The 18,844-nt window shown below is 42.3% G+C and carries 17 protein-coding genes and 1 other annotated feature; of the genes, 10 read left to right on the forward strand and 7 right to left on the reverse strand.

What is annotated here, in order from left to right; genetic code table 11:
- Positions 1-9 precede the first annotated feature (9 nt).
- Complete coding sequence (locus ACYQ0H_RS05895) at positions 10-489, reverse strand: RNA polymerase sigma factor (RefSeq protein ID WP_459811912.1); 480 nt, start codon at positions 487-489, stop codon at positions 10-12.
- Between the two features lie 206 nt (positions 490-695).
- Entirely contained in the window at positions 696-4,748 is a 4,053-nt protein-coding gene (locus tag ACYQ0H_RS05900; RefSeq protein ID WP_459811913.1) for a cellulase family glycosylhydrolase, read from the reverse strand.
- 467 nt (positions 4,749-5,215) lie between these two features.
- On the opposite strand from ACYQ0H_RS05900, the gene iorA reads away from it, so the two are divergent.
- From iorA to ACYQ0H_RS05940, 8 genes are all read left to right on the forward strand, one after another.
- Positions 5,216-7,003 (forward strand): indolepyruvate ferredoxin oxidoreductase subunit alpha, encoded by a 1,788-nt coding sequence (gene iorA, locus ACYQ0H_RS05905; RefSeq protein ID WP_459811914.1) that lies wholly within the window; start codon positions 5,216-5,218, stop codon positions 7,001-7,003.
- Between the two features lie 3 nt (positions 7,004-7,006).
- Positions 7,007-7,633: an alpha/beta fold hydrolase gene (locus ACYQ0H_RS05910; RefSeq protein ID WP_459811915.1), complete on the forward strand. Its 627-nt coding sequence runs from the start codon at positions 7,007-7,009 to the stop codon at positions 7,631-7,633.
- A gap of 30 nt (positions 7,634-7,663) precedes the next feature.
- Positions 7,664-8,239 carry an indolepyruvate oxidoreductase subunit beta gene (locus ACYQ0H_RS05915; RefSeq protein WP_459811916.1) on the forward strand — a complete coding sequence of 192 codons (576 nt, stop codon included), beginning with the start codon at positions 7,664-7,666 and terminating at the stop codon, positions 8,237-8,239.
- Between the two features lie 126 nt (positions 8,240-8,365).
- Positions 8,366-8,603: a binding site (T-box leader), on the forward strand.
- Between the two features lie 66 nt (positions 8,604-8,669).
- The gene (locus ACYQ0H_RS05920; RefSeq protein ID WP_459811917.1) at positions 8,670-9,902 is read left to right on the forward strand and encodes a phenylacetate--CoA ligase family protein; all 1,233 of its coding nucleotides are present in this window, start codon (positions 8,670-8,672) and stop codon (positions 9,900-9,902) included.
- A gap of 280 nt (positions 9,903-10,182) precedes the next feature.
- Positions 10,183-10,950, forward strand: coding sequence for a TIGR00282 family metallophosphoesterase (locus ACYQ0H_RS05925; protein WP_459811918.1), 768 nt, complete (start codon positions 10,183-10,185; stop codon positions 10,948-10,950).
- Between the two features lie 148 nt (positions 10,951-11,098).
- A complete protein-coding gene (locus ACYQ0H_RS05930) occupies positions 11,099-11,359 on the forward strand; it encodes a stage V sporulation protein S (RefSeq protein ID WP_459811919.1) in 261 nt (86 codons plus the stop codon).
- 59 nt (positions 11,360-11,418) lie between these two features.
- A complete protein-coding gene (locus ACYQ0H_RS05935; protein WP_459811920.1) occupies positions 11,419-12,120 on the forward strand; it encodes an ABC transporter ATP-binding protein in 702 nt (233 codons plus the stop codon).
- Positions 12,114-12,884 (forward strand): hypothetical protein, encoded by a 771-nt coding sequence (locus ACYQ0H_RS05940; protein ID WP_459811921.1) that lies wholly within the window; start codon positions 12,114-12,116, stop codon positions 12,882-12,884. The genes ACYQ0H_RS05935 and ACYQ0H_RS05940 overlap by 7 nt, the downstream gene beginning before the upstream one ends.
- A gap of 194 nt (positions 12,885-13,078) precedes the next feature.
- Here ACYQ0H_RS05940 and ACYQ0H_RS05945 read toward each other — a convergent pair whose 3' ends face one another.
- From ACYQ0H_RS05945 to ACYQ0H_RS05965, 5 genes are all read right to left on the reverse strand, one after another.
- Positions 13,079-13,306, reverse strand: coding sequence for a hypothetical protein (locus ACYQ0H_RS05945; RefSeq protein WP_459811922.1), 228 nt, complete (start codon positions 13,304-13,306; stop codon positions 13,079-13,081).
- Between the two features lie 645 nt (positions 13,307-13,951).
- Positions 13,952-15,097, reverse strand: coding sequence for a zinc dependent phospholipase C family protein (locus ACYQ0H_RS05950; protein WP_459811923.1), 1,146 nt, complete (start codon positions 15,095-15,097; stop codon positions 13,952-13,954).
- Positions 15,094-15,711 carry a flavin reductase family protein gene (locus ACYQ0H_RS05955; RefSeq protein WP_459811924.1) on the reverse strand — a complete coding sequence of 206 codons (618 nt, stop codon included), beginning with the start codon at positions 15,709-15,711 and terminating at the stop codon, positions 15,094-15,096. The genes ACYQ0H_RS05950 and ACYQ0H_RS05955 overlap by 4 nt, the downstream gene beginning before the upstream one ends.
- A gap of 3 nt (positions 15,712-15,714) precedes the next feature.
- Entirely contained in the window at positions 15,715-16,068 is a 354-nt protein-coding gene (locus tag ACYQ0H_RS05960) for a hypothetical protein (RefSeq protein WP_459811925.1), read from the reverse strand.
- 63 nt (positions 16,069-16,131) lie between these two features.
- A complete protein-coding gene (locus ACYQ0H_RS05965) occupies positions 16,132-16,410 on the reverse strand; it encodes a hypothetical protein (RefSeq protein ID WP_459811926.1) in 279 nt (92 codons plus the stop codon).
- Positions 16,411-16,856: 446 nt separating this feature from the next.
- Here ACYQ0H_RS05965 and ACYQ0H_RS05970 point away from each other — a divergent pair, with 446 nt between their 5' ends.
- Both ACYQ0H_RS05970 and ACYQ0H_RS05975 read left to right on the forward strand, forming a co-directional pair.
- A complete protein-coding gene (locus ACYQ0H_RS05970) occupies positions 16,857-17,549 on the forward strand; it encodes an iron-sulfur cluster assembly scaffold protein (protein ID WP_459811927.1) in 693 nt (230 codons plus the stop codon).
- Positions 17,550-17,563: 14 nt separating this feature from the next.
- Entirely contained in the window at positions 17,564-18,565 is a 1,002-nt protein-coding gene (locus ACYQ0H_RS05975; protein WP_459811928.1) for a GGGtGRT protein, read from the forward strand.
- Positions 18,566-18,844 lie beyond the last annotated feature (279 nt).

The following is an 18,844-nucleotide window of genomic DNA, read 5'->3' on the forward strand; positions in this document are numbered from 1 at the left end:
ACTCCACCTCTATTCAGTCAGATACTTCTTTAACTGCTCCCTGCCTCGTTTTAGATGTGATTTAACAGTATTTTCTTTAATTCCTGTTATTTCAGAAATTTCCCTTACCGAATATTCCTCGTAGTAATAAAGGTATATCGAATCTCTTTGATCGGGAGCAAGTCTGAAAATAAGCTCTGTCATTTCAATATCTTTTTTATCCTCAAACGGTATCATAAGCTCATTAAGATCAACGGTATTCTTCCGCAATCTGTACCTCATAACACTTCTGCACTCGTTGAGCGCAACCGTAATGAGCCATGCTTTTGCGTTAGGAGGCCCGCCCTTTTTCAGTTCTCTGAAAAGCTTGAAAAATACGTTTTGAAAACAATCCTCCGCGTCAGAATAATTTCCGGTATGTACGATACAGAGCCTTGATACCAAATCCGAGTATTCCTCTACATAACGGCGGAATAAAACGTTCAGCTCAGTATCTGTAATATTTTTCATGCCTTTCACCCCCTTTATAAATTAAAACGCCGTATATGCTTATATGGTTGCAGTCTTATTGATTTTTTATACCATAAAATAATTACTCTGATATGAACGCCGCTGAGCAGAGATCATATTAATAAAACAGCCGCTTCGGTCTGAAAGATCAAAACCGAAGCGGCTGTAATTTTTTTAATTTCAGCAAAACTTATTACTGAACTGTTTTATTTCTTCTTTTTAACAACGATCAGAGCTGCCGCCGAGAGAAGCACTCCTGTAAGAGCAGCTGCCTTAGCTCCCGTATTCGGATTGCTGCCTGCGCCTGAATTACCGTTTCCGGAATCGGAGGACGGTGAAGAAGCCGTACCGCTGTCTGACGAAGAACTCTGTGAAGAGGAGTCCTGTGTGTTGGAATCGTTGGAATCTGCTGAAGATGAATCGCTGTCGCTTGACTCCGATCCCTGAGAAGAGGAATCAATATCCGATGAATTTTCAGATGAACTGTCCTCACTTGAAGGATCGTCATAGATATCCTCTCCTACTATTACGGTAAACTCAACTGTTAATCCGTTTTCAGTCATTGCCGTAACAGTAGCCTTGCCCTCGTTCATTGCCGTAACTGTAATTCTAACCTCACCTGTTTCAGGATCGGTCGCCAATGCAGTATTATCGACAGAAACGATATTTGCATTATCAGAAGTGAATGTTACCAGAGAATCGGTATTTCTCGGTATGATCTTTACTGCCAGCTCAGCAGTATCTCCGATATTGTCAAGAACGATCTTCTTATCTGTAACCGCTGTCATTTTCAGCGCTTCATTCTTTTTATCGGAAGCTGACTGCTTAAATTCAACATTCTGAAGAGTAAATGTAACTTCAATAGTAGTAGGATTTGAAACTGTTGTAAACCTAGCTACATGATCGGCTGCGGAAACCTCGTCTACAATAGAGCCGTCCCAAGCATTGATAGGCCTTCCGCTGTCAAATACCTCAGAATTAAGTGCGGAAGCAAAATCACTGTTGTTTATAGTAAGCTCTGTTCCGTTTACCTTAACGCTGTCATATCTTATTTCAGCGCTGTTAAGAGGTGATTTCTTTGCGTTTCCGCTTGTTATGTCAGAATCCTTGATATAAACAGCCGTAAGATTGTTTATTTCGGTTATACCAGCCTTTTTACCTGCTGATGAAAGCTGGCTGTTAAGATCGAATGATACTGTATACTGTCCGTCGCCCGTTGCCTTTACAGCATCTCCGAGCTCAGTTCCGTAATAATTCTTTGCCGTATCGTTATAAAGAACGTGAAGCGCCAGATTTACTTCTTCCTTAGCAGCGCTGTCAAGAACCTCGATCTTTACAGTTTTGGTAACTCCGCTTGAAGCTGTCATAGTTACATAAGCAACTCCGTTTTTAACGCCTACAGCCTTGCCCAGCGAGTTAACTGTTACAATATTTGTATTCGACGATTTATAGGTAATATAATCGTCTGCGCCGGCAGGCTCGACCGACGGATTGAGATAAACGTATTTACCTGAAATAATAGTATAGGAATCCTCTGCGCTGATAGCGGTCGCCGCATTTTCAGAAGCCTTCGGAGAAACCTTTACAGTTATGGTCTTTTCAATGCTTCCGCTCTGTGAATATGCTCTTACCGTCGTAATTCCTATTCCTCTTGCCCTTATTTTGCCCTGTGATACAGTCGCAATAGTTTCATCGTCCGTACTCCAGATAACAACATCATTTGAACCGGATGGAGAAACTTCAGCCGTTACCGTATAATTATCGCCCAGCTCTACGCTGACATTTTCATCGCTGAGAGCTATATCGGTTATCGGGTCAACAGACGGACCCTGAACAACGTCCTTGAAATCATAGCTGTTGTTCTTGGACGTATTAGGCAGATACGTTCCTCTCATCATTGCGTCTGTAATTGTTTTGAACAGAGGTTCGCATTTTGTTCTGTTCCAGTAGGAATACAAGCCGGTTTCATATTCGCCCTTTGTACCGTATCCCTGATCCCATACTACAGGAACAGCTCCGGCAGCCTGACAGGCGCGGTGAACTATCTCGGAGAAATAAGCTCTGGCTACGTCGTTGTATCCGCTCTCGGTTCCCGCCTGAGTATAGGTTCTTGTTCCGTACTCTCCGAGTATTATCGGAACTTTATGCTTTGCTGCACACTTTTTGAGTGCGTCAGCTACCTGATATACTTCGCTGTAAGTCCATGTTACGTTTGTTGATGCCTTGTAAATATGAAGCGCAAACATGATCCTGTTTTCTGTATTGTAGCTGTCGTCTGCAAGAACGAAGCCTGACTGAGTTCCTCCGTTTGCATAGTGCGAAACTACCGAAAGCCATCTCTTAGCATTGTTCGAGCCTGTAGAACGTACTACGTTTACAAATATCTGATTGAGATTAACTATAACAGGGGTATCGTATGCGATAGCCTCAGCCGAATTTTTGGCGTCGCCTTCCATGCAGGTGATCTCATTCATAGACTCGAAAATAAGATGCTCGTCGTAATTCTTGAAATACTCTGCAATATTTCTCCATACCTTTTCAAATTTATCATAAACCTGATCAATATCCTCCGCAGCTACTCTGAGCCAGCCCGACTGCTCTGCGCCGTCGTGGTGAACATTGATGATAGCGTACATATCCTGAGATACGCAGTAATCCACGATGTCCTGAACTCTGCTTATCCATGTATCGTTTATCGAATAGCCATTTTCGTCGTCGATCATCGTTCCCCAGGTTACAGGGATACGCACCGTATTATATCCGGCGTCATGAAGCGCCTTTATATAAGCCTTTGTAGTCTCAACCGACTGCCATGAGGTCTCGCTTGGAGTAAAGCCGGAATGTCCGTCCATAGTATTTCCGAGGTTTGTTCCTACGCCCATTTCCTTAACTATCTCATCGTCTGTAAGATCACGGTAAGGAAGAGGAGCAGCCTGTGTTCCCGTATCCTTGAAAAGCATATTTGCTTTTACCTTTTCAAGACTTGCTCTCGCGTTGACAAGCTCCGTATCAGAAGCTGACTGGTTTTCATAAACTGTCTTTGCCTTAGCAAGCTCAGTCTGGAATTTATCCCATGAAGCGTCCTGATATTTTGACGAGTCCATCGTATCGCAGTAATCAAGCGTCATCTTCATAAGCTCACGCTTGCTTGTCTGCTCTACCGGAGGTGCGTCGTAGGTCGTGCTTTCAACTGCCGGAGCCTTGAAGCCTGAGGGATATGCAGCTCCGTTATTGAATATGATACCGAGAAATTCACAGTTTGTATTATCGGTATATGCCTTAACGGTAATAGTTATTTCATTGGCATAACTTGAATCCCATGTACTGCCGTCCTGCATTGATTTATTTATATTGACATCAGGGAATTTGTAATTACCCGTACCGGCGTTTCCGATCAGATTATCCTGAATTGCGTTACCGCTCTTTCCGTATGTTGCAGAAGCGTTCTGTCCTACCAGATATTTGCTTGAAGCCTTTCCTACCGGCTGACCGTCGGCTCCGTCCGGGCCAAGCTTGATCTGAGTATTAAGCATTGAATCGGTTCCGCCCTCTGTCATTTTAACATATATGACAGCCTTTGAAGCAGCCTTCCAGTTAACGCCGTCTGCGTCCAACTCTTCTTCTGTGATAGTATACAGAGTCAGAGGATTTTCAGGAGTAACGTCTCCCGAAGGCGGATTTGCCGAGATCTTAACGTTATAGTACCCGGTAAGTGTTACTACGGGAGCGTCGGCGTTTACCTTATCTCCGTTTTCATCGTAAGGACTGATATCGCTTCCGAAGGAAAGATTTATTCCCTTAAGTGTCTTGCCTGTACCCAGAGAAGCCTTGATCGAATCCGTACTGATATAAGCCGAATATGTCCCCGACGCAGAATCGTACTCGCCGTCGCCAGCGGTTAGGAAGTTATCCTGCCAGCCTCCCCAGCCTGAGTCGAACGGCTGGAAGTTAAAGAGCTTTGCTGTATCATCAATTTCTCCGTCAACAGTATAAGTAACCTTTAGGTATTCACCCGTAGGGACCTTGCTGTCAGAATTGGTCTGAAGATAGCCCCATGTGTATTTGCCGGGATTATTGCCGTCTTCCTGAAGCAAGGACTCATCTGATGATACCCTTTTCTTTTCAAGTATGCTGGTTTCCGCTGCTCCGTCCCATGGATTCGCCGCACTTACGCTCGCAGGAGCAAGCGCAGACAGACCAAGAGAGGAAAATCCGACCACAGCGGATAGGAAACCTGCCATGGTTCTTTTCAATTTCATAATTTACCTCCATCAAGTTTAAAAATTATACCCCCATGTTTTTATTGTAAAGGATTACATAAAGTATTTCAATAGGCTTTTGTCCCAAACTTTTCTTCGTTTTTTAGGACATTTACACAATCCGCAAGTTGTTTATACTTATACACAATTCCGACATTTCAATACATTTTTCAGTACATATAAAATATTATCATCAGAAATTTTTTCTACAGAATCTTGGTCAAATACCAGTTGTTATACGGTTATCCATTTCTATATTTCTGATATATAACCATACTTTTGAAGCCTGATAATGTGCAGAAATAAAATTTTTTTGTCTTGACAGTTTTCAAGGCAATTTATGTACCGTTCTGCGAATTTCAATCAATTGACTTTTTCATATAATATGATATAATATATAGTATAGTCAAAGCTTGATTTCCGAACGGAATTAAGACCAAGGTATTAAATTAAAAGGGTGTGTTATTTTGTCAGTTGAATTCTTGATGGGAAACGAGGCTATTGCTCTGGGCGCTCTTCATGCCGACGTAAATGTCGTTTCGGGCTATCCCGGAACTCCCTCTACCGAAATCCTTGAAACTATAGCAAAAAACAATGACGGAAGCGTTTATGTTGAATGGTCTGTCAATGAAAAAGCGGCTTTGGAGGTCGGCGCAGGTGCGGCTTACTCAGGAGCAAGAGCGCTTGTTACTATGAAGCAGGTAGGACTTAACGTTGCTTCCGACCCGCTTATGAGCCTTGCTTATGTCGGGGTAAAGGGCGGAATGGTAATAGTTTCAGCAGACGACCCGGGACCTATTTCCTCACAGACCGAGCAGGATACAAGGCATTTTGCACAATTTGCAAAGCTTCCCGTTTTTGACCCGTCCTCTCCGGAGGAAGCCTACGAAATGATAAAGGACGCTTTTGAGTATTCTGAAAAATATTCTACTCCCGTACTTTTCAGACCTACCACAAGAGTATGCCACGGCTGCGCTTCAGTTGAAATTGCAGACAGCTACGAAAAGCACATTCCTGACGGCTTCGTAAAGGACACTATGCGCTGGGTTATTTTCCCGAGAACTTCTTACCTAAATCACTGCAAAATAGAAAAGCGCAATCCTGAAATGGGATCGGAGCTTTCCTCCTACCGATTCAATTTTATATCAGGCTGCAAAACTGCGAAAAAGGGAATAGCATCTCACGGGATAAGCTGGGCGTATACCAGAGAGGCTCTCGGCGAAGACGCTTCATGCAGGCTTATGAAAATATCCACTCCGAATCCATTTCCAGAAAAGCTTGCGCTGGAATTTCTCAGCGGACTTGACGAAGTTTTGTGCATTGAGGAGCTTGATCCGGTCATTGAGAAAGAACTTACATATATCTGCGGAAAATACAATCTGAATATCAGGATACACGGAAAGCTTGACGGCTCGGTTCAGCCTGCCGGCGAAAACACCGTGGAATCTGTAAGAAAAGTCCTGAGCGGTTTTCTGGGACTAAACTGTCAGGAGGCTGAAATATCTGAAGCTCCCGAGCTTCCGGTCAGACCTCCCGTACTCTGTGCGGGCTGTCCGCACAGAGCAAGCTTTTATGCCGTAAAGCAGGCAGTAAAGGGCAAAAAAGCTGTATTCAGCGGTGATATAGGCTGTTATACCCTCGGAAACGCAAAGCCTCTTGATATGGTAGATACCTGTCTCTGCATGGGTGCTGACGTTACGATCGCTCAGGGAATACACAGAGTTGAGCCGGATACGGTAAACTTCTCTTTTATCGGCGATTCAACATTTTTTGCGTCCGGAATCACGGGCGTTGTCAATGCTGTTTATAACCGAACTGATATTACGGTTATAGTTCTTGATAATTCAACTACCGCTATGACAGGACATCAGCCGCACCCCGGAACAGGCGTAACAATGATGGGCGATGTATGCGAAAAGGTATCTATAGAAAAAATACTGAAGGCTATAGGTCTGACCTCCGTTGAAACGGTCAACGCTCTCGATCTTGACGCAGGAATAAAAGCCGTGAGATCGGCGGTAAGCAAAACGGGAGTAAAGGCTGTAATAATGAAATCTCCCTGTATTGCGGTAACCAAGCCCTCAAAGCATTTTACTGTAAATAAAGACAAATGCGTTAACTGCAAAAAATGCATAAAAGAGCTTGGCTGTCCGGCTATCGTTCTGGAGAACGGCAGCGTTAAAATTGAAAAAAGTCTATGCTACGGCTGCGGAGTATGCGCTCAGATCTGCCCCTGCAAGGCTATAGGAGATTAAAGCATGAGCCTGATCTTGCTTCACGGATTAGGGCAGGATAGATCGGCATGGGACGGCGTTCTCAGCTCTGAAAAATATCCCATAGAGGCACAATGCCCGCTTCTTTCCAGCTTAGCCGACGATAGCTGTACATACAGCAGCCTATATGACGGATTAAAAAAACACCTCAGTAAAACCGCCCTTCCGATTTGTCTGTGCGGATTATCGCTGGGCGCTGTGCTTGCTCTTAATTATGCCGCTGACTTTCCTGACAGGGTTAAGGCTCTGGTGCTTATTGCTCCTCAGTTTAAAATGCCTAAGCTTCTCTTAAAGCTTCAAAGCGTGATCTTCAGATTTATGCCGAAAAAGGCTTTTAAAAGCGCAGGATTCTCAAAAAAAGATTTTATAAGCCTTACCGGCTCAATGACTAAGCTTGATCTCAGCAGCAGTATCAGAAATATAACGTGCCCCGTACTTATACTGACAGGTGAAAAGGATACGGTAAACAAAAAGGCGGCGGTACTGCTTAATGCCGCTATTCCGAATTCGGGATATAAATCAATAGAAGCTTCGGGACATGAGGTAAATACAGATAATCCGGAGAAACTGGCAGAGATCATATACCGGTTTTTAAATAGCGTATTACATTAATTCAATACATCGAAACGAGGTAGACCTGAAATGACAAAGAACTGTTTATTGTGCGGAGTAGGCGGTCAGGGAACCGTACTTGCTTCAAAGCTTATTGCTTTTTCCGCAATGGAAAAAGGAGAAAGCGTGCGTACTAGCGAAACTATAGGAATGTCCCAGAGGGGCGGCTGCGTCGTATCCCATGTACGGACAGGAGATAAAATAGATTCTCCGATGATACCCAAAGGCTCAGCCGACGTTATTATCGCATTTGAACCCGCAGAAGCTGTCAGAAATATAGCATACCTAAAAAAAGGCGGAACGGTTATAGTAAATAAAAAGGCAGTAAAACCGGTTACGGCTTCCCTTTCCGGCTCGGATTACGACGGCTCTGAGGCGCTTGATTATCTGAAATCAAACGTCGAAAGCCTTGCAGTTATCGACGGAGAAGAGATATGTGAAAAATGCGGTTCTCCAAAGGTATTGAATATCGCTCTTTTGGCGGCGGCTGCCAAATCAGGCGCACTGGGTATTACTGTGGACGAACTGAGATCTGCAATAGCAAAGCGTATTCCGGAAAAATTTCACGAGCTTAATTATAAAGCTGTTGAGATCGCCACTGCTTGACTTTTTTGAAACTGCATTTACTCTTGAAAAGCCGTTTTTGATATATACGCAAATTATTGGTTCAGCGGCAAAAAAGCCTTGACAAATTTTAATAGCAGTGATATTATATAAAGTATTAATAATCACCATAAACCTATGATTGAGAGTAGTAGCCGCCGTAAAGGCGTTTAAGAGAGCCGCAGATGGTGGGATCGCGGCAGCGCAGACTCCGGCGAATGGACTCATGAGGGCAAACCGAGGGGAATTTTCCGTTAGGGACGACGTTATCCGCGTTAAGGAAAAGGCATATGTCAGTATGCCGATAAGCGGCGGATTTATCCGCAATTTGGGTGGTACCGCAGGAATCATATGTCCTGTCCCATATTCTGGGGCAGGATTTTTTATTTTCAGTTTAACAGCAACCATATAATACAGATAAGGAGCGATCACCATGAAAATGACCGAAACACAATTTGAGCTGATCAAAAAACAGCTGAAAAAGCTGACCTCTCAGGACTGCTTCTATAAGCGTAAGCTTGAAGGCATCGACATTGATTCCATCAAGTCGCAGGAGGATTTCGAGAAGCTGCCTTTTACCTGGAAGGGCGACCTAAGGGAGGCTTATCCTCTGGGGCTTCAGGCTGTACCCGACGAAGAAATAGTTCGTATTCATTCCTCCTCCGGAACTACAGGAACTCCGGTCATAATTCCCTATACTGCTCAGGACGTTTCGGACTGGGCGGATATGTTCGCACGCTGCTACAGAATGGCCGGAATAACCAATCTTGACAGAATACATATTACTCCCGGATACGGTCTATGGACAGCAGGAATAGGCTTTCAGCTCGGCGCGGAAAGACTGGGTGCAATGACTATACCTATGGGACCGGGAAATACCGACAAGCAGCTGAGAATGATGACTGATCTGAGATCCACTGTTCTGTGCGCTACTTCTTCATATGCTCTGCTGCTTGCGGAGGAAATTGAAAAACGCGGTATCGGCGATAAGATATGCCTGAGAAAAGGCGTGATCGGCTCCGAGCGCTGGGGAGAAAAAATGAGAAAGAGGATCGCTAATGAGCTAGGGGTCCAGCTTTACGATATTTACGGGCTGACCGAGGTATACGGTCCCGGAATAGGCGTAAGCTGCGACTATGAATGCGGTATGCATATGTGGAACGACTTTATTTATTTTGAAATAGTTGATCCGAAAACCGGCGAGGTCCTTCCGGACGGAGAGGTCGGAGAGCTTGTTATAACAACACTGAAAAAGCAGGGTGCACCTCTTATCAGATACCGCACTCACGACCTGACCAGAGTTATTACCGGCGACTGTCCCTGCGGATCAAAATATCCGAGGATAGATACGATACTGGGACGTACCGACGATATGGTCAAGGTAAAGGGTGTTAATATATTCCCCAGCCAGATTGATGAAATGCTTTCGGGAATACCCGGAGCCTCCAGTGAATATCAGTTTATGATTGACCATCTTTACGGAAAGGACATCTGTACTTTATTTGTAGAGGTCGACGGAGGTGCAGACAAGACTGCAATGGAAGCGGCTATAGGAGCAGGCTTCAAGACTAAGATAGGAATTACGGTTATAGTAAAGCCTGTTGATATCGGAGAGCTTCCGAGAAGCGAAAAGAAGTCCACCAGAGTTTTCGACAATCGTTACTGAACAAAAAATGCGTTCCTGCGGTTCAAACCTCGGGAACGCATTTTTATGCCTTTTAATCTTATAACACCCTTGGCTTTACTCCCGCCCTGATCAGCTTCTGAAATATATAACAAAAAACGATCAGATCATCTCTGCAACAGCTGTACAAAGACAGCTCAACTTCATAAATTCGTCAAAATATCAGATGAAGTTCTATTTGTTAATGCGTTTTTTTCCTTGACTAAAAAAGGAATTAAGTATATAATATAAAATATAATTTATACAGAAAAGAGAATCGGCAATGAATTTATTATTTGTAGGCGACGTTGTAGGAAAAGCAGGCTGCGATTTTTTAAGCGACAATATTTACAGCATAAAAAAAGAATACGATATTGACTTTACGGTTATCAACGGAGAAAACTCGGCTCAGGGCAACGGAATTACCCCTAAGTCATTTGAAGAACTGATCCGTATAGGCGCCGACGTTGTTACAACGGGAAACCATTCCTTTAAAAGACGGGAAAGCACAAGTCTTTACGACGAGCAGGAAATTCTTCTCCGTCCGGTAAATTATCCGAAGGGCGTCGCAGGACACGGAGTTGCCGTCATAGATCTATGCTTTGTTAAAATAGCCGTCGTAAACCTTATGGGAACTATATATCTTGATTCTCTTGAAAATCCCTTTTTTTATATGGATAAAGTGCTGGAAAGCATAGATACTCCTAATATCATCGTTGATTTCCATGCGGAAGCAACATCCGAAAAGAAAGCTATGGGCCATTACCTTGCAGGAAAGTGCACTGCCGTACTCGGTACTCATACTCATGTCCAGACTGCGGACGAGACTATTCTGAAAGATCATACAGCATATATAACCGATGTAGGAATGACCGGTCCGGAAATGTCCGTACTGGGAGTCGATACTCAAATAGCGGTCGATAAAATGAAATACCATTTTCCTGTTATGTTCAAGGAAAGCTCCAGTCCCTGCTTTATAAATGCCGTAGCAGTAAGCTTTGATGAAAAATTGGGCAAAGCAACTAAAATTGAGAGAATTATTAAGCGATAATACACAAAAAATTTAAATTGGCTTGCAATATACAAAACAATAGTGTATAATGTAATATGTTTATAAATGGGTGAGCCGTCAGTAATATTACGGTCAGCTCAGATTCTTGCTGATAATTTATAATAAATCTAATAATGGAGGTTATAGTGTGGAAATTCTAAAGGTTTCATCAAAATCCGTACCAAATTCAGTAGCCGGAGCTATTTCCGGAGTTATCAGGGAAAACGGAGCGGTTGAGGTTCAGGCTGTAGGCGCCGGAGCGGCAAATCAGGCAATTAAGGCTGTAGCCATTGCAAGAGGTTACCTTGCTCCCCTCGGGATTGATATGATCTGCATACCTGCTTTTGCAAACGTACTTATCGATAATGAGGAAAGAACCGCTATAAAGCTTATCTGCGAAGAAAGATAGTTAAAATATACAGCAGAAAGAAATCTCTTTTTGCTGTTTTTTTAATAGGGGGTATAAAATTGAACGATACGATCATAAGCTGCACAGGTCTAACAAAATGCTACGGAAGATTTCAGGCTCTGGGCAATATCAATCTTGAAATTAAAAAAGGCAGGATCGTAGGCCTGCTAGGACCTAACGGAAGCGGAAAAACGACTTTTATAAAGCTTGCCTGCAGTCTTTTGAAGCCGACCTACGGACAGATACTTATCAATGGATATCCTGTTGGTACCGAAACAAAAAAGATCGTTTCGTATCTGCCTGACAGAGATTTTCTTCCAAATGGAATGAAAGTAAAAGAGCTGCTTGATTTTTACAGAACCTTTTACAGTGATTTTAATTACAGCAAATCAGTCGATATGTTTATGCGGCTGAATGTAGATATGAATCAGAAATTCAAGCATATGTCAAAGGGAACCAGAGAAAAAGTTCAGCTTGCTCTGGTAATGAGCAGAGAAGCAGAGGTATATCTGCTTGACGAGCCTATCGCTGCGGTAGACCCTGCCGCAAGAGAGTATATACTTAACACAATAATTTCAAACTACAATGAAAATGCCGCAGTAATAATATCAACTCACCTTATCGCTGATATCGAGCCGGTGCTGGACGACGCTATTATGATACAGAACGGTACTTTAAGGCTTTTTAAATCCGTCGAACAGATAAAGGCGGAAACAAATATGACTGTCGATCAGCTTTTCAGGGAGGTGTACAGATGTTAGGAAAAATATTTAGATATGAATTCCGATGCTTTTCAAAGGCTCTGCTGCCTATAACTATATTTTTTGCAGCCTTTTCCGTGATTGGATTTTTCGCTTTCAGAAACGGTTTCGACTATTACTATAATTCAATAGACCGGACCGGTATCATATATTTGCTATTCGTAACGATCCTTATGCCGATTTATGTTATCAGCTGCTTTGTAAGTATAACGGTATCCTTTCTGTACGGGCCGGTAAGATTCAGCAAGTCAATGTTCACCAATGAAGGCTACCTTCTGAGAATGATACCCGTTAAAACGTCGTATCATATCCTTTCAAAGCTTATGGCGGGTTTTATCTGGTTCATTATATCAATGATCTGTTTTTTCGTTTTGTTCTCAATGCCCTTTTTTGATGATAAGGATTTGCCGACAATATTAACGTATTATTATAATAATCAGTCGGTATCTGATATTGCACTTTCTTTTGCGAGTATGATTATCACCTATGTTTTCTCCCAGCTTGCTCTATTTTTAGCTATTACCTTAGCTAATATATATTTTCGTAAGTTGAGGGTGATCGGAATCATTATGTTCCTGATAGGCGAACAGACCATATTTTCAATAATTCTGGGATTATCTATTGATATAGTCGGATCGTTTTCCGATATTACAAGATACAGCTCCGCTTACAATACCGTTCAGATAGTAGTACAACTTATACTGTCAGTGCCGCTGTTCTTCTTTACCTGCTTACTTATTGATAAAAAAGGAGAGATCGAATGATCTCAAAAGCATAAGACCTGTGAATTTTTACAGCATAAGTTTTCTCGGTTTGACGTCAAAGCTATAGCTTCAAATCGACCTGAGATTTACGCTGCACAAATAAGGATCTATCTTAATTCTAAAGCAATAAAGTCCGCAGAGAAATAAAAATCTCTGCGGACTTTTTCATATTAAACTACCCTATAAATCGGAAGTTATCGCTCTGACATATATTTCTGTATTTCGTCAGAAGTCAATCTTCGTATCTGTGTATTTGCATATTCTCTGTATTCTTCAACAATAAAAACAGGCTTCGTATCTTCACAGGTTTTTCCTTTGTTCCTTTTTAGATATAACTGCAAATCCTTGCTGTCCGCAAAGATCTTGTATGAAACTCTGCCGTTTTCACCTTTCATCTTATAAATACCACATGGCTTTTTCATACTATGATCTGCAGTACGCAAATACAACTTTGCAGTTTCTAACGACTTAAAAGGGAAATTCCACCGCTGCGATCCACGATGGGGTTCATGTTCAATGCAAATGCACCGACCACAAGTCCCGCAAATATATTGTGTGTGGTTTTCCAAACAATCCAATGTATTTAATAGCGGCGTTTTTCTGTTTTCGTCAACATAGCATTCCATGCACACTTCAATTTCACACCCCATGCAAATTACGTTTTTTCAAAGTTCTTATAATAAATAACCTACAAAATCAATGACAAAAGTAACTCAAGGACACTTTTAATGTATACGTTAAAAGTGTCCTTGTAATACTTCTTTATCGCCGCCCTACTTGTAAGGTTTTATAATTTTTAGATTTGCTCCGATCTTATAATGAACCGTTATTCATCAGCCAAAACAGCCATAATGATTTATGTTGTAAATATTTCAAATCGCCATATTAATATGAATGCAACTATGTAGAAATAATTTATTCATTGCTTTTCCCTTTTGTGCAAAAAAGAGATCTGCCGTTTTTACTTTGTAAATATGTTCCACGTGGAACATTTCTGTATTTTCTCGTTTTACAGCAGTCAGATCAGACCTTTTCACTCCTGATATAGATCCGACGTCTTAAATTTCTCAGTTGATTATCCAGATCTGCGCCGGGTTTTCAGGTTCAAATTCCGAAACCGCAAGTCCTCCGGATTTTGTACAGGACAGCACCTTTTCAAAGCCTGTTCCTCCTGCTGTTATTCTGAAGCGCTTTTTACCGTAACCGGCAAATCTGAACAGAGCAGGCACAGAGCCAAGCTTCAGATAGTCGTAGCTTCTGCAATTTCCGCTAACAAACCCGCCGTCACCTATCTTCAGACCGAACGTCCCGTTTTCGTATATGCAAAACTGCAGCTTCTGTTCAAGTTCTTTATTCGGATCTTCTAAAGTCAGACCCTTAGGCGAAACGGTTATAACTAATCCAGACGCTTCGTTTCTCAGCGTATATGACTTCTGATCGCAGAGAAAATTTCCGTTGTCGCCGATACAGTCATCATAAAATTTCAGGAGCAGCGCCGCAGCATTTTGCTGAACAACGGGAATTGTTGCCTTTGCCGCGTCATCAAACGCTTTAGGATCAAGATGAGAGATAGGCTCGCAGAACCTTGAAGAAAGTTTTACAAGCTTATTCAGACCCTGAGTAAAGCTTCCGCTGTATGCTTTCTGTAGCCTTTTATCGCATTTATCTGCACCGTACTGCTTGCATAACGTATTTATGTGCTTTTCATAGGCGTAATGAGCATTCGCCGGCTTGTCCTGATACTTCATATTTGCCGTATGAACGGTACAGCCCATATCCTCCATAAAATGCAAAGCACGTCCAAGAGTATGCATGGCTTCAGCAGTTTTTCCGCTTTTATATAATGAAAGTGCGCAGGTATAATTTTCTTCAAGCATAGTCCTTGCACTTTTGGAGAATTTACCAAGACGGTTTTTATAATAACCGTTAGTATCGCTTAATTCCCTGCCCTTACTGTTTGAGCAGGAGTAATAGTGAGTTCCCAGACCCTTGTCTATATCACCGTCGTTATCAGGCTCTTTGCTTCCTGAGATAAGTTCATTGATATATCCCTTATAGAAACCGTGCTGCTTCAGCTTATTGTCCCTTTCAATAAGAGCAACGGCTTTTTCGGTTATATCCGAATGAGTTTCCGAAAACCACGCTTCTGCTTTTTTTCCTCCAAAAACGCAGTACGATCCTGCGGCAGCCAGAACAGCTATAATTTTTTTCATGTCCTTCTTTTTCCTTTTCCTTGTTTATTTGGTCTTCCCTTTTTCTTTTTTACAGAATACCCGAAACTTCCGAGCTTTCTGCCGAGAGCAAAATACTCTCCATGAGCATAAGCCAGCAGTCCTGCTTTGTCCAGCGCCAACCTGCCGTTTTCGTCAATAAGCTCCTTTGCTGCGTCAAGACGGACAATATCTGCAATAAACATATCATGCGTTCCGAGAGAAACAATTTCCCTTACCCTGCATTCGATATTGACCGGCGACTGTACCAGTATCGGACACCGAAGCTCGCACGCCTCCTGAACCGAAAGTCCGGTATCTTTGAATTTATCCGTATTTCTTCCGGATTTTACACCGCAGTAATCCACTGCTCTTACCAGCTGCTCCGTAGCAAGATTTACCGCAAACTCTCCGCTCTCCTTTATCAATCCGTAGGAATATCTCTCAGGCCTGACAGAAATATATGTAACCGGCGGCTGAGTATTTAAAATACCGGTCCAGGCTACAGTAAAAACATTAGGCTTTTCCATAGTTCCGCAGGTAACCAGAGTAGGCGGTAAAGGTGCGGTTATTACGCTTCCCTTCCAGCTTTCCTTAGTATAATCTGTATAACTCATAGGTTATTTATTCTCCGTATTTTTATCCGAAGCCTTATCGGCTATCTCGTCATAGTCCTTATACAGCTCCTGAGTCTGATTTTCAAGAAAGTAATAGTGCTTTATGTATGGAATGAGCAGTACAAGAAAAAGAATAGCCAGCGGAACAAGAATTACTTTTTCAGTACAGACAATAACAATAAAGCAGGCTACCGTCAGCAACGCAAACAAAACTGTAACTATAAGATGTATAAGCCTTTCATGCATAAAAAACTCAATATGCTTCATATGATATTCAAGCAGCTGTGAAAAATCAATATTGCCGTTTTCAAGGCATTTTCTTATACAGGCTCTGTATTCCCTGAGATATTTTTTCATATTCCCCGCTCCGTATCCAATAAAATTACCTCTGCCGAACAACTGATCAGACGACACTTATCATTACAGATCAATAAATTCGCCCTTTTCTATTATGATATTTTCAAGAACAGGACTTTCATAATGCTCCTGTTTATTGTAAAGCTCCTTAGCTGCAGTGCGTTTCAGCAGATCGTCTATCTTCCGATAGTTAGCGGCGGTTCTCTTAGGAAAGCTTTTATACTTTTCAGGATGTTTCTTCTTTTTTTTACTTCCGTCAAATAATATTGCCAGAACTACGGAAGCGGTAAGCGCCGCAATTGTTTTTTCAGGCTTAGAGCTGAATTTATAATTAAATTTCATAAATACCTGCCTCCGTTAAAAACATATATATTTATTATACAGCAAGCTTTGGCTTTTTTCAAGAGCTTTGGCAAAAAAACTCACGGATCTCAGTTTAGCATACAGATCATACATCCTATTTAAGCTGTTTATTTATTACAGCCTCTTCATTTTGATACTGAAAATAAAGTCTAATTCATAATTACCGTTTGACCTACAAGCAAATAAGAGCATATACTTCTGTACGTTTAATCTACATTAACATTACAGAATCTTTATTCTGCGGTTTGTGTGAATTGACGAAAATAATAACGAAATATAACGTTTTTTATCCTTCTTAAAGCTGTGTGTTCAAAAATGTAAAAAAAGAATATATTTTTGTATAAACCGCTTGAAATGAACGGGGAAATGTTATATAATATATTCGTATGTAAAAATACATCATATTATTGAGAGGAGTATTTTGAATGATCTATTCACATGAAGTTGAAACAATGTGCCCTATTGCTCAGGGCGCTGCTCACGGCGCTGCTCCGATTCCGGAGGAAGCAAAATGGGTAAAGGCTAAGGAGATAAAGGATATTTCGGGCTTTACTCACGGTGTGGGCTGGTGTGCGCCTCAGCAGGGTACTTGTAAGCTTACTCTTAACGTTAAAGAGGGCGTTATTCAGGAATGTCTGGTTGAAACTATCGGCTGCTCGGGTATGACTCATTCCGCCGCTATGGCAAGTGAGATCCTTCCCGGAAGAACTATTCTTGAAGCGCTAAATACAGATTTGGTATGCGATGCAATCAATACAGCTATGAGAGAGCTGTTTCTTCAGATCGTTTACGGACGTTCACAGAGCGCATTCTCCGAGGACGGTCTTGTTATAGGAGCCGGACTTGAGGACCTCGGAAAGGGTCTTCGTTCACAGGTAGGAACAATGTACGGTACACTTGCAAAAGGCCCACGTTACCTTGAAATGACAGACGGCTATGTAACGGGTCTTGCTCTTAACGAGGAGGACGAGATCATCGGCTATCAGTTCGTTAACTTCGGCAAGATGATGGACTTTATCAAGGCGGGCGACGACGCTAACACCGCTTTTGAAAAGGCTAAGGGTCAGTACGGAAGAGTTTCCGACGCCGTTAAAATTGTTGACCCGAGAAAAGAATAAGGAGGATAACGATAATGGCTTTATTTGAATCATATGAGAGAAGAGAAAAGCAGATCCTTGCTGTAATCAAGGAATATGGAATCAATTCTATCGAAGAATGCGCTGAGATCTGCAAGGATAAGGGACTTGACATCTACAAGCTCGTTGAGGGAATCCAGCCTATTTGCTTTGAAAATGCAAAGTGGGCATATACAGTAGGCTGCGCTATCGCCATCAAAAAGAACTGCACAAGAGCTGCGGACGCTGCTGCTGCTATCGGAGAAGGTCTTCAGGCTTTCTGTATTCCCGGTTCTGTTGCCGATCAGAGAAAAGTTGGTCTTGGACACGGTAATCTCGGAAAAATGCTTCTCGAAGAGGATACCGAGTGCTTCGCATTTCTTGCAGGTCATGAGTCATTCGCTGCAGCCGAGGGCGCTATAGGAATTGCCGAAAAGGCTAACAAGGTTCGTAAGAATCCGCTTAGAGTAATTCTTAACGGTCTTGGAAAAGACGCCGCTCAGATAATTGCCAGAATCAACGGCTTTACATATGTTGAAACTGAAATGGATTATCATACAGGCGAAGTCAAGGAAGTATTCCGCAAGGCTTATTCGGAGGGTCTTCGTTCAAAAGTAAACTGCTACGGAGCTAACGACGTTACTGAAGGCGTTGCTATAATGTGGAAGGAAAATGTTGACGTATCTATTACAGGTAACTCAACCAATCCTACAAGATTCCAGCACCCTGTTGCAGGAACATATAAGAAAGAACGTCTTGAGGCAGGCAAGAAATACTTCTCAGTAGCTTCAGGCGGCGGTACAGGAAGAACTCTTCATCCTGACAACATGGCTGCCGGCCCTGCTTCCTACGGTATGACTGATACAATGGGAAGAATGCACAGTGACGCACAGTTTGCCGGATCATCATCTGTTCCGGCTCACGTTGAAATGATGGGACTTATCGGCATGGGTAACAACCCTATGGTTGGAGCTACAGTAGCCTGCGCAGTTGCCGTTGAGGAAGCCCTTAAAGCCTGAAAATACGCTGTTTGCGGAGATTCAGGAATTTAGAAAAAATTTGAATTATTGGCACGAAATAGGAGGAAATTGCTGTTTGTCCTCCATTTGTCCACCAAAACACTGAGTGGTGGACAAATTTTTCACACGCAAATGTGGACAAAACTGAATAACAGAGTAAAACCGGGTAGCATTTATCATGTTATCCGGTTTTTGTTATAAGTCTGTTTATGCAGAAGCTATAAACTTTGCAAACTGCAGATATTTTTTCTTTTAGAAGGGCAGACTCTAAATTTTTCC

Source organism: Hominimerdicola intestinalis (assembly GCF_054655215.1).

Coding starts and splice junctions, on each gene's coding strand:
- ACYQ0H_RS05895 (WP_459811912.1), bottom strand. CDS start 489: ATGAAAAATATTACAGATACTGAGCTGAACGTTTTATTCCGCCGTTAT.
- ACYQ0H_RS05900 (WP_459811913.1), bottom strand. CDS start 4,748: ATGAAATTGAAAAGAACCATGGCAGGTTTCCTATCCGCTGTGGTCGGA.
- ACYQ0H_RS05910 (WP_459811915.1), top strand. CDS start 7,007: ATGAGCCTGATCTTGCTTCACGGATTAGGGCAGGATAGATCGGCATGG.
- ACYQ0H_RS05915 (WP_459811916.1), top strand. CDS start 7,664: ATGACAAAGAACTGTTTATTGTGCGGAGTAGGCGGTCAGGGAACCGTA.
- ACYQ0H_RS05920 (WP_459811917.1), top strand. CDS start 8,670: ATGAAAATGACCGAAACACAATTTGAGCTGATCAAAAAACAGCTGAAA.
- ACYQ0H_RS05925 (WP_459811918.1), top strand. CDS start 10,183: ATGAATTTATTATTTGTAGGCGACGTTGTAGGAAAAGCAGGCTGCGAT.
- ACYQ0H_RS05940 (WP_459811921.1), top strand. CDS start 12,114: ATGTTAGGAAAAATATTTAGATATGAATTCCGATGCTTTTCAAAGGCT.
- ACYQ0H_RS05945 (WP_459811922.1), bottom strand. CDS start 13,306: ATGAAAAAGCCATGTGGTATTTATAAGATGAAAGGTGAAAACGGCAGA.
- ACYQ0H_RS05950 (WP_459811923.1), bottom strand. CDS start 15,097: ATGAAAAAAATTATAGCTGTTCTGGCTGCCGCAGGATCGTACTGCGTT.
- ACYQ0H_RS05955 (WP_459811924.1), bottom strand. CDS start 15,711: ATGAGTTATACAGATTATACTAAGGAAAGCTGGAAGGGAAGCGTAATA.
- ACYQ0H_RS05960 (WP_459811925.1), bottom strand. CDS start 16,068: ATGAAAAAATATCTCAGGGAATACAGAGCCTGTATAAGAAAATGCCTT.
- ACYQ0H_RS05965 (WP_459811926.1), bottom strand. CDS start 16,410: ATGAAATTTAATTATAAATTCAGCTCTAAGCCTGAAAAAACAATTGCG.
- ACYQ0H_RS05970 (WP_459811927.1), top strand. CDS start 16,857: ATGATCTATTCACATGAAGTTGAAACAATGTGCCCTATTGCTCAGGGC.
- ACYQ0H_RS05975 (WP_459811928.1), top strand. CDS start 17,564: ATGGCTTTATTTGAATCATATGAGAGAAGAGAAAAGCAGATCCTTGCT.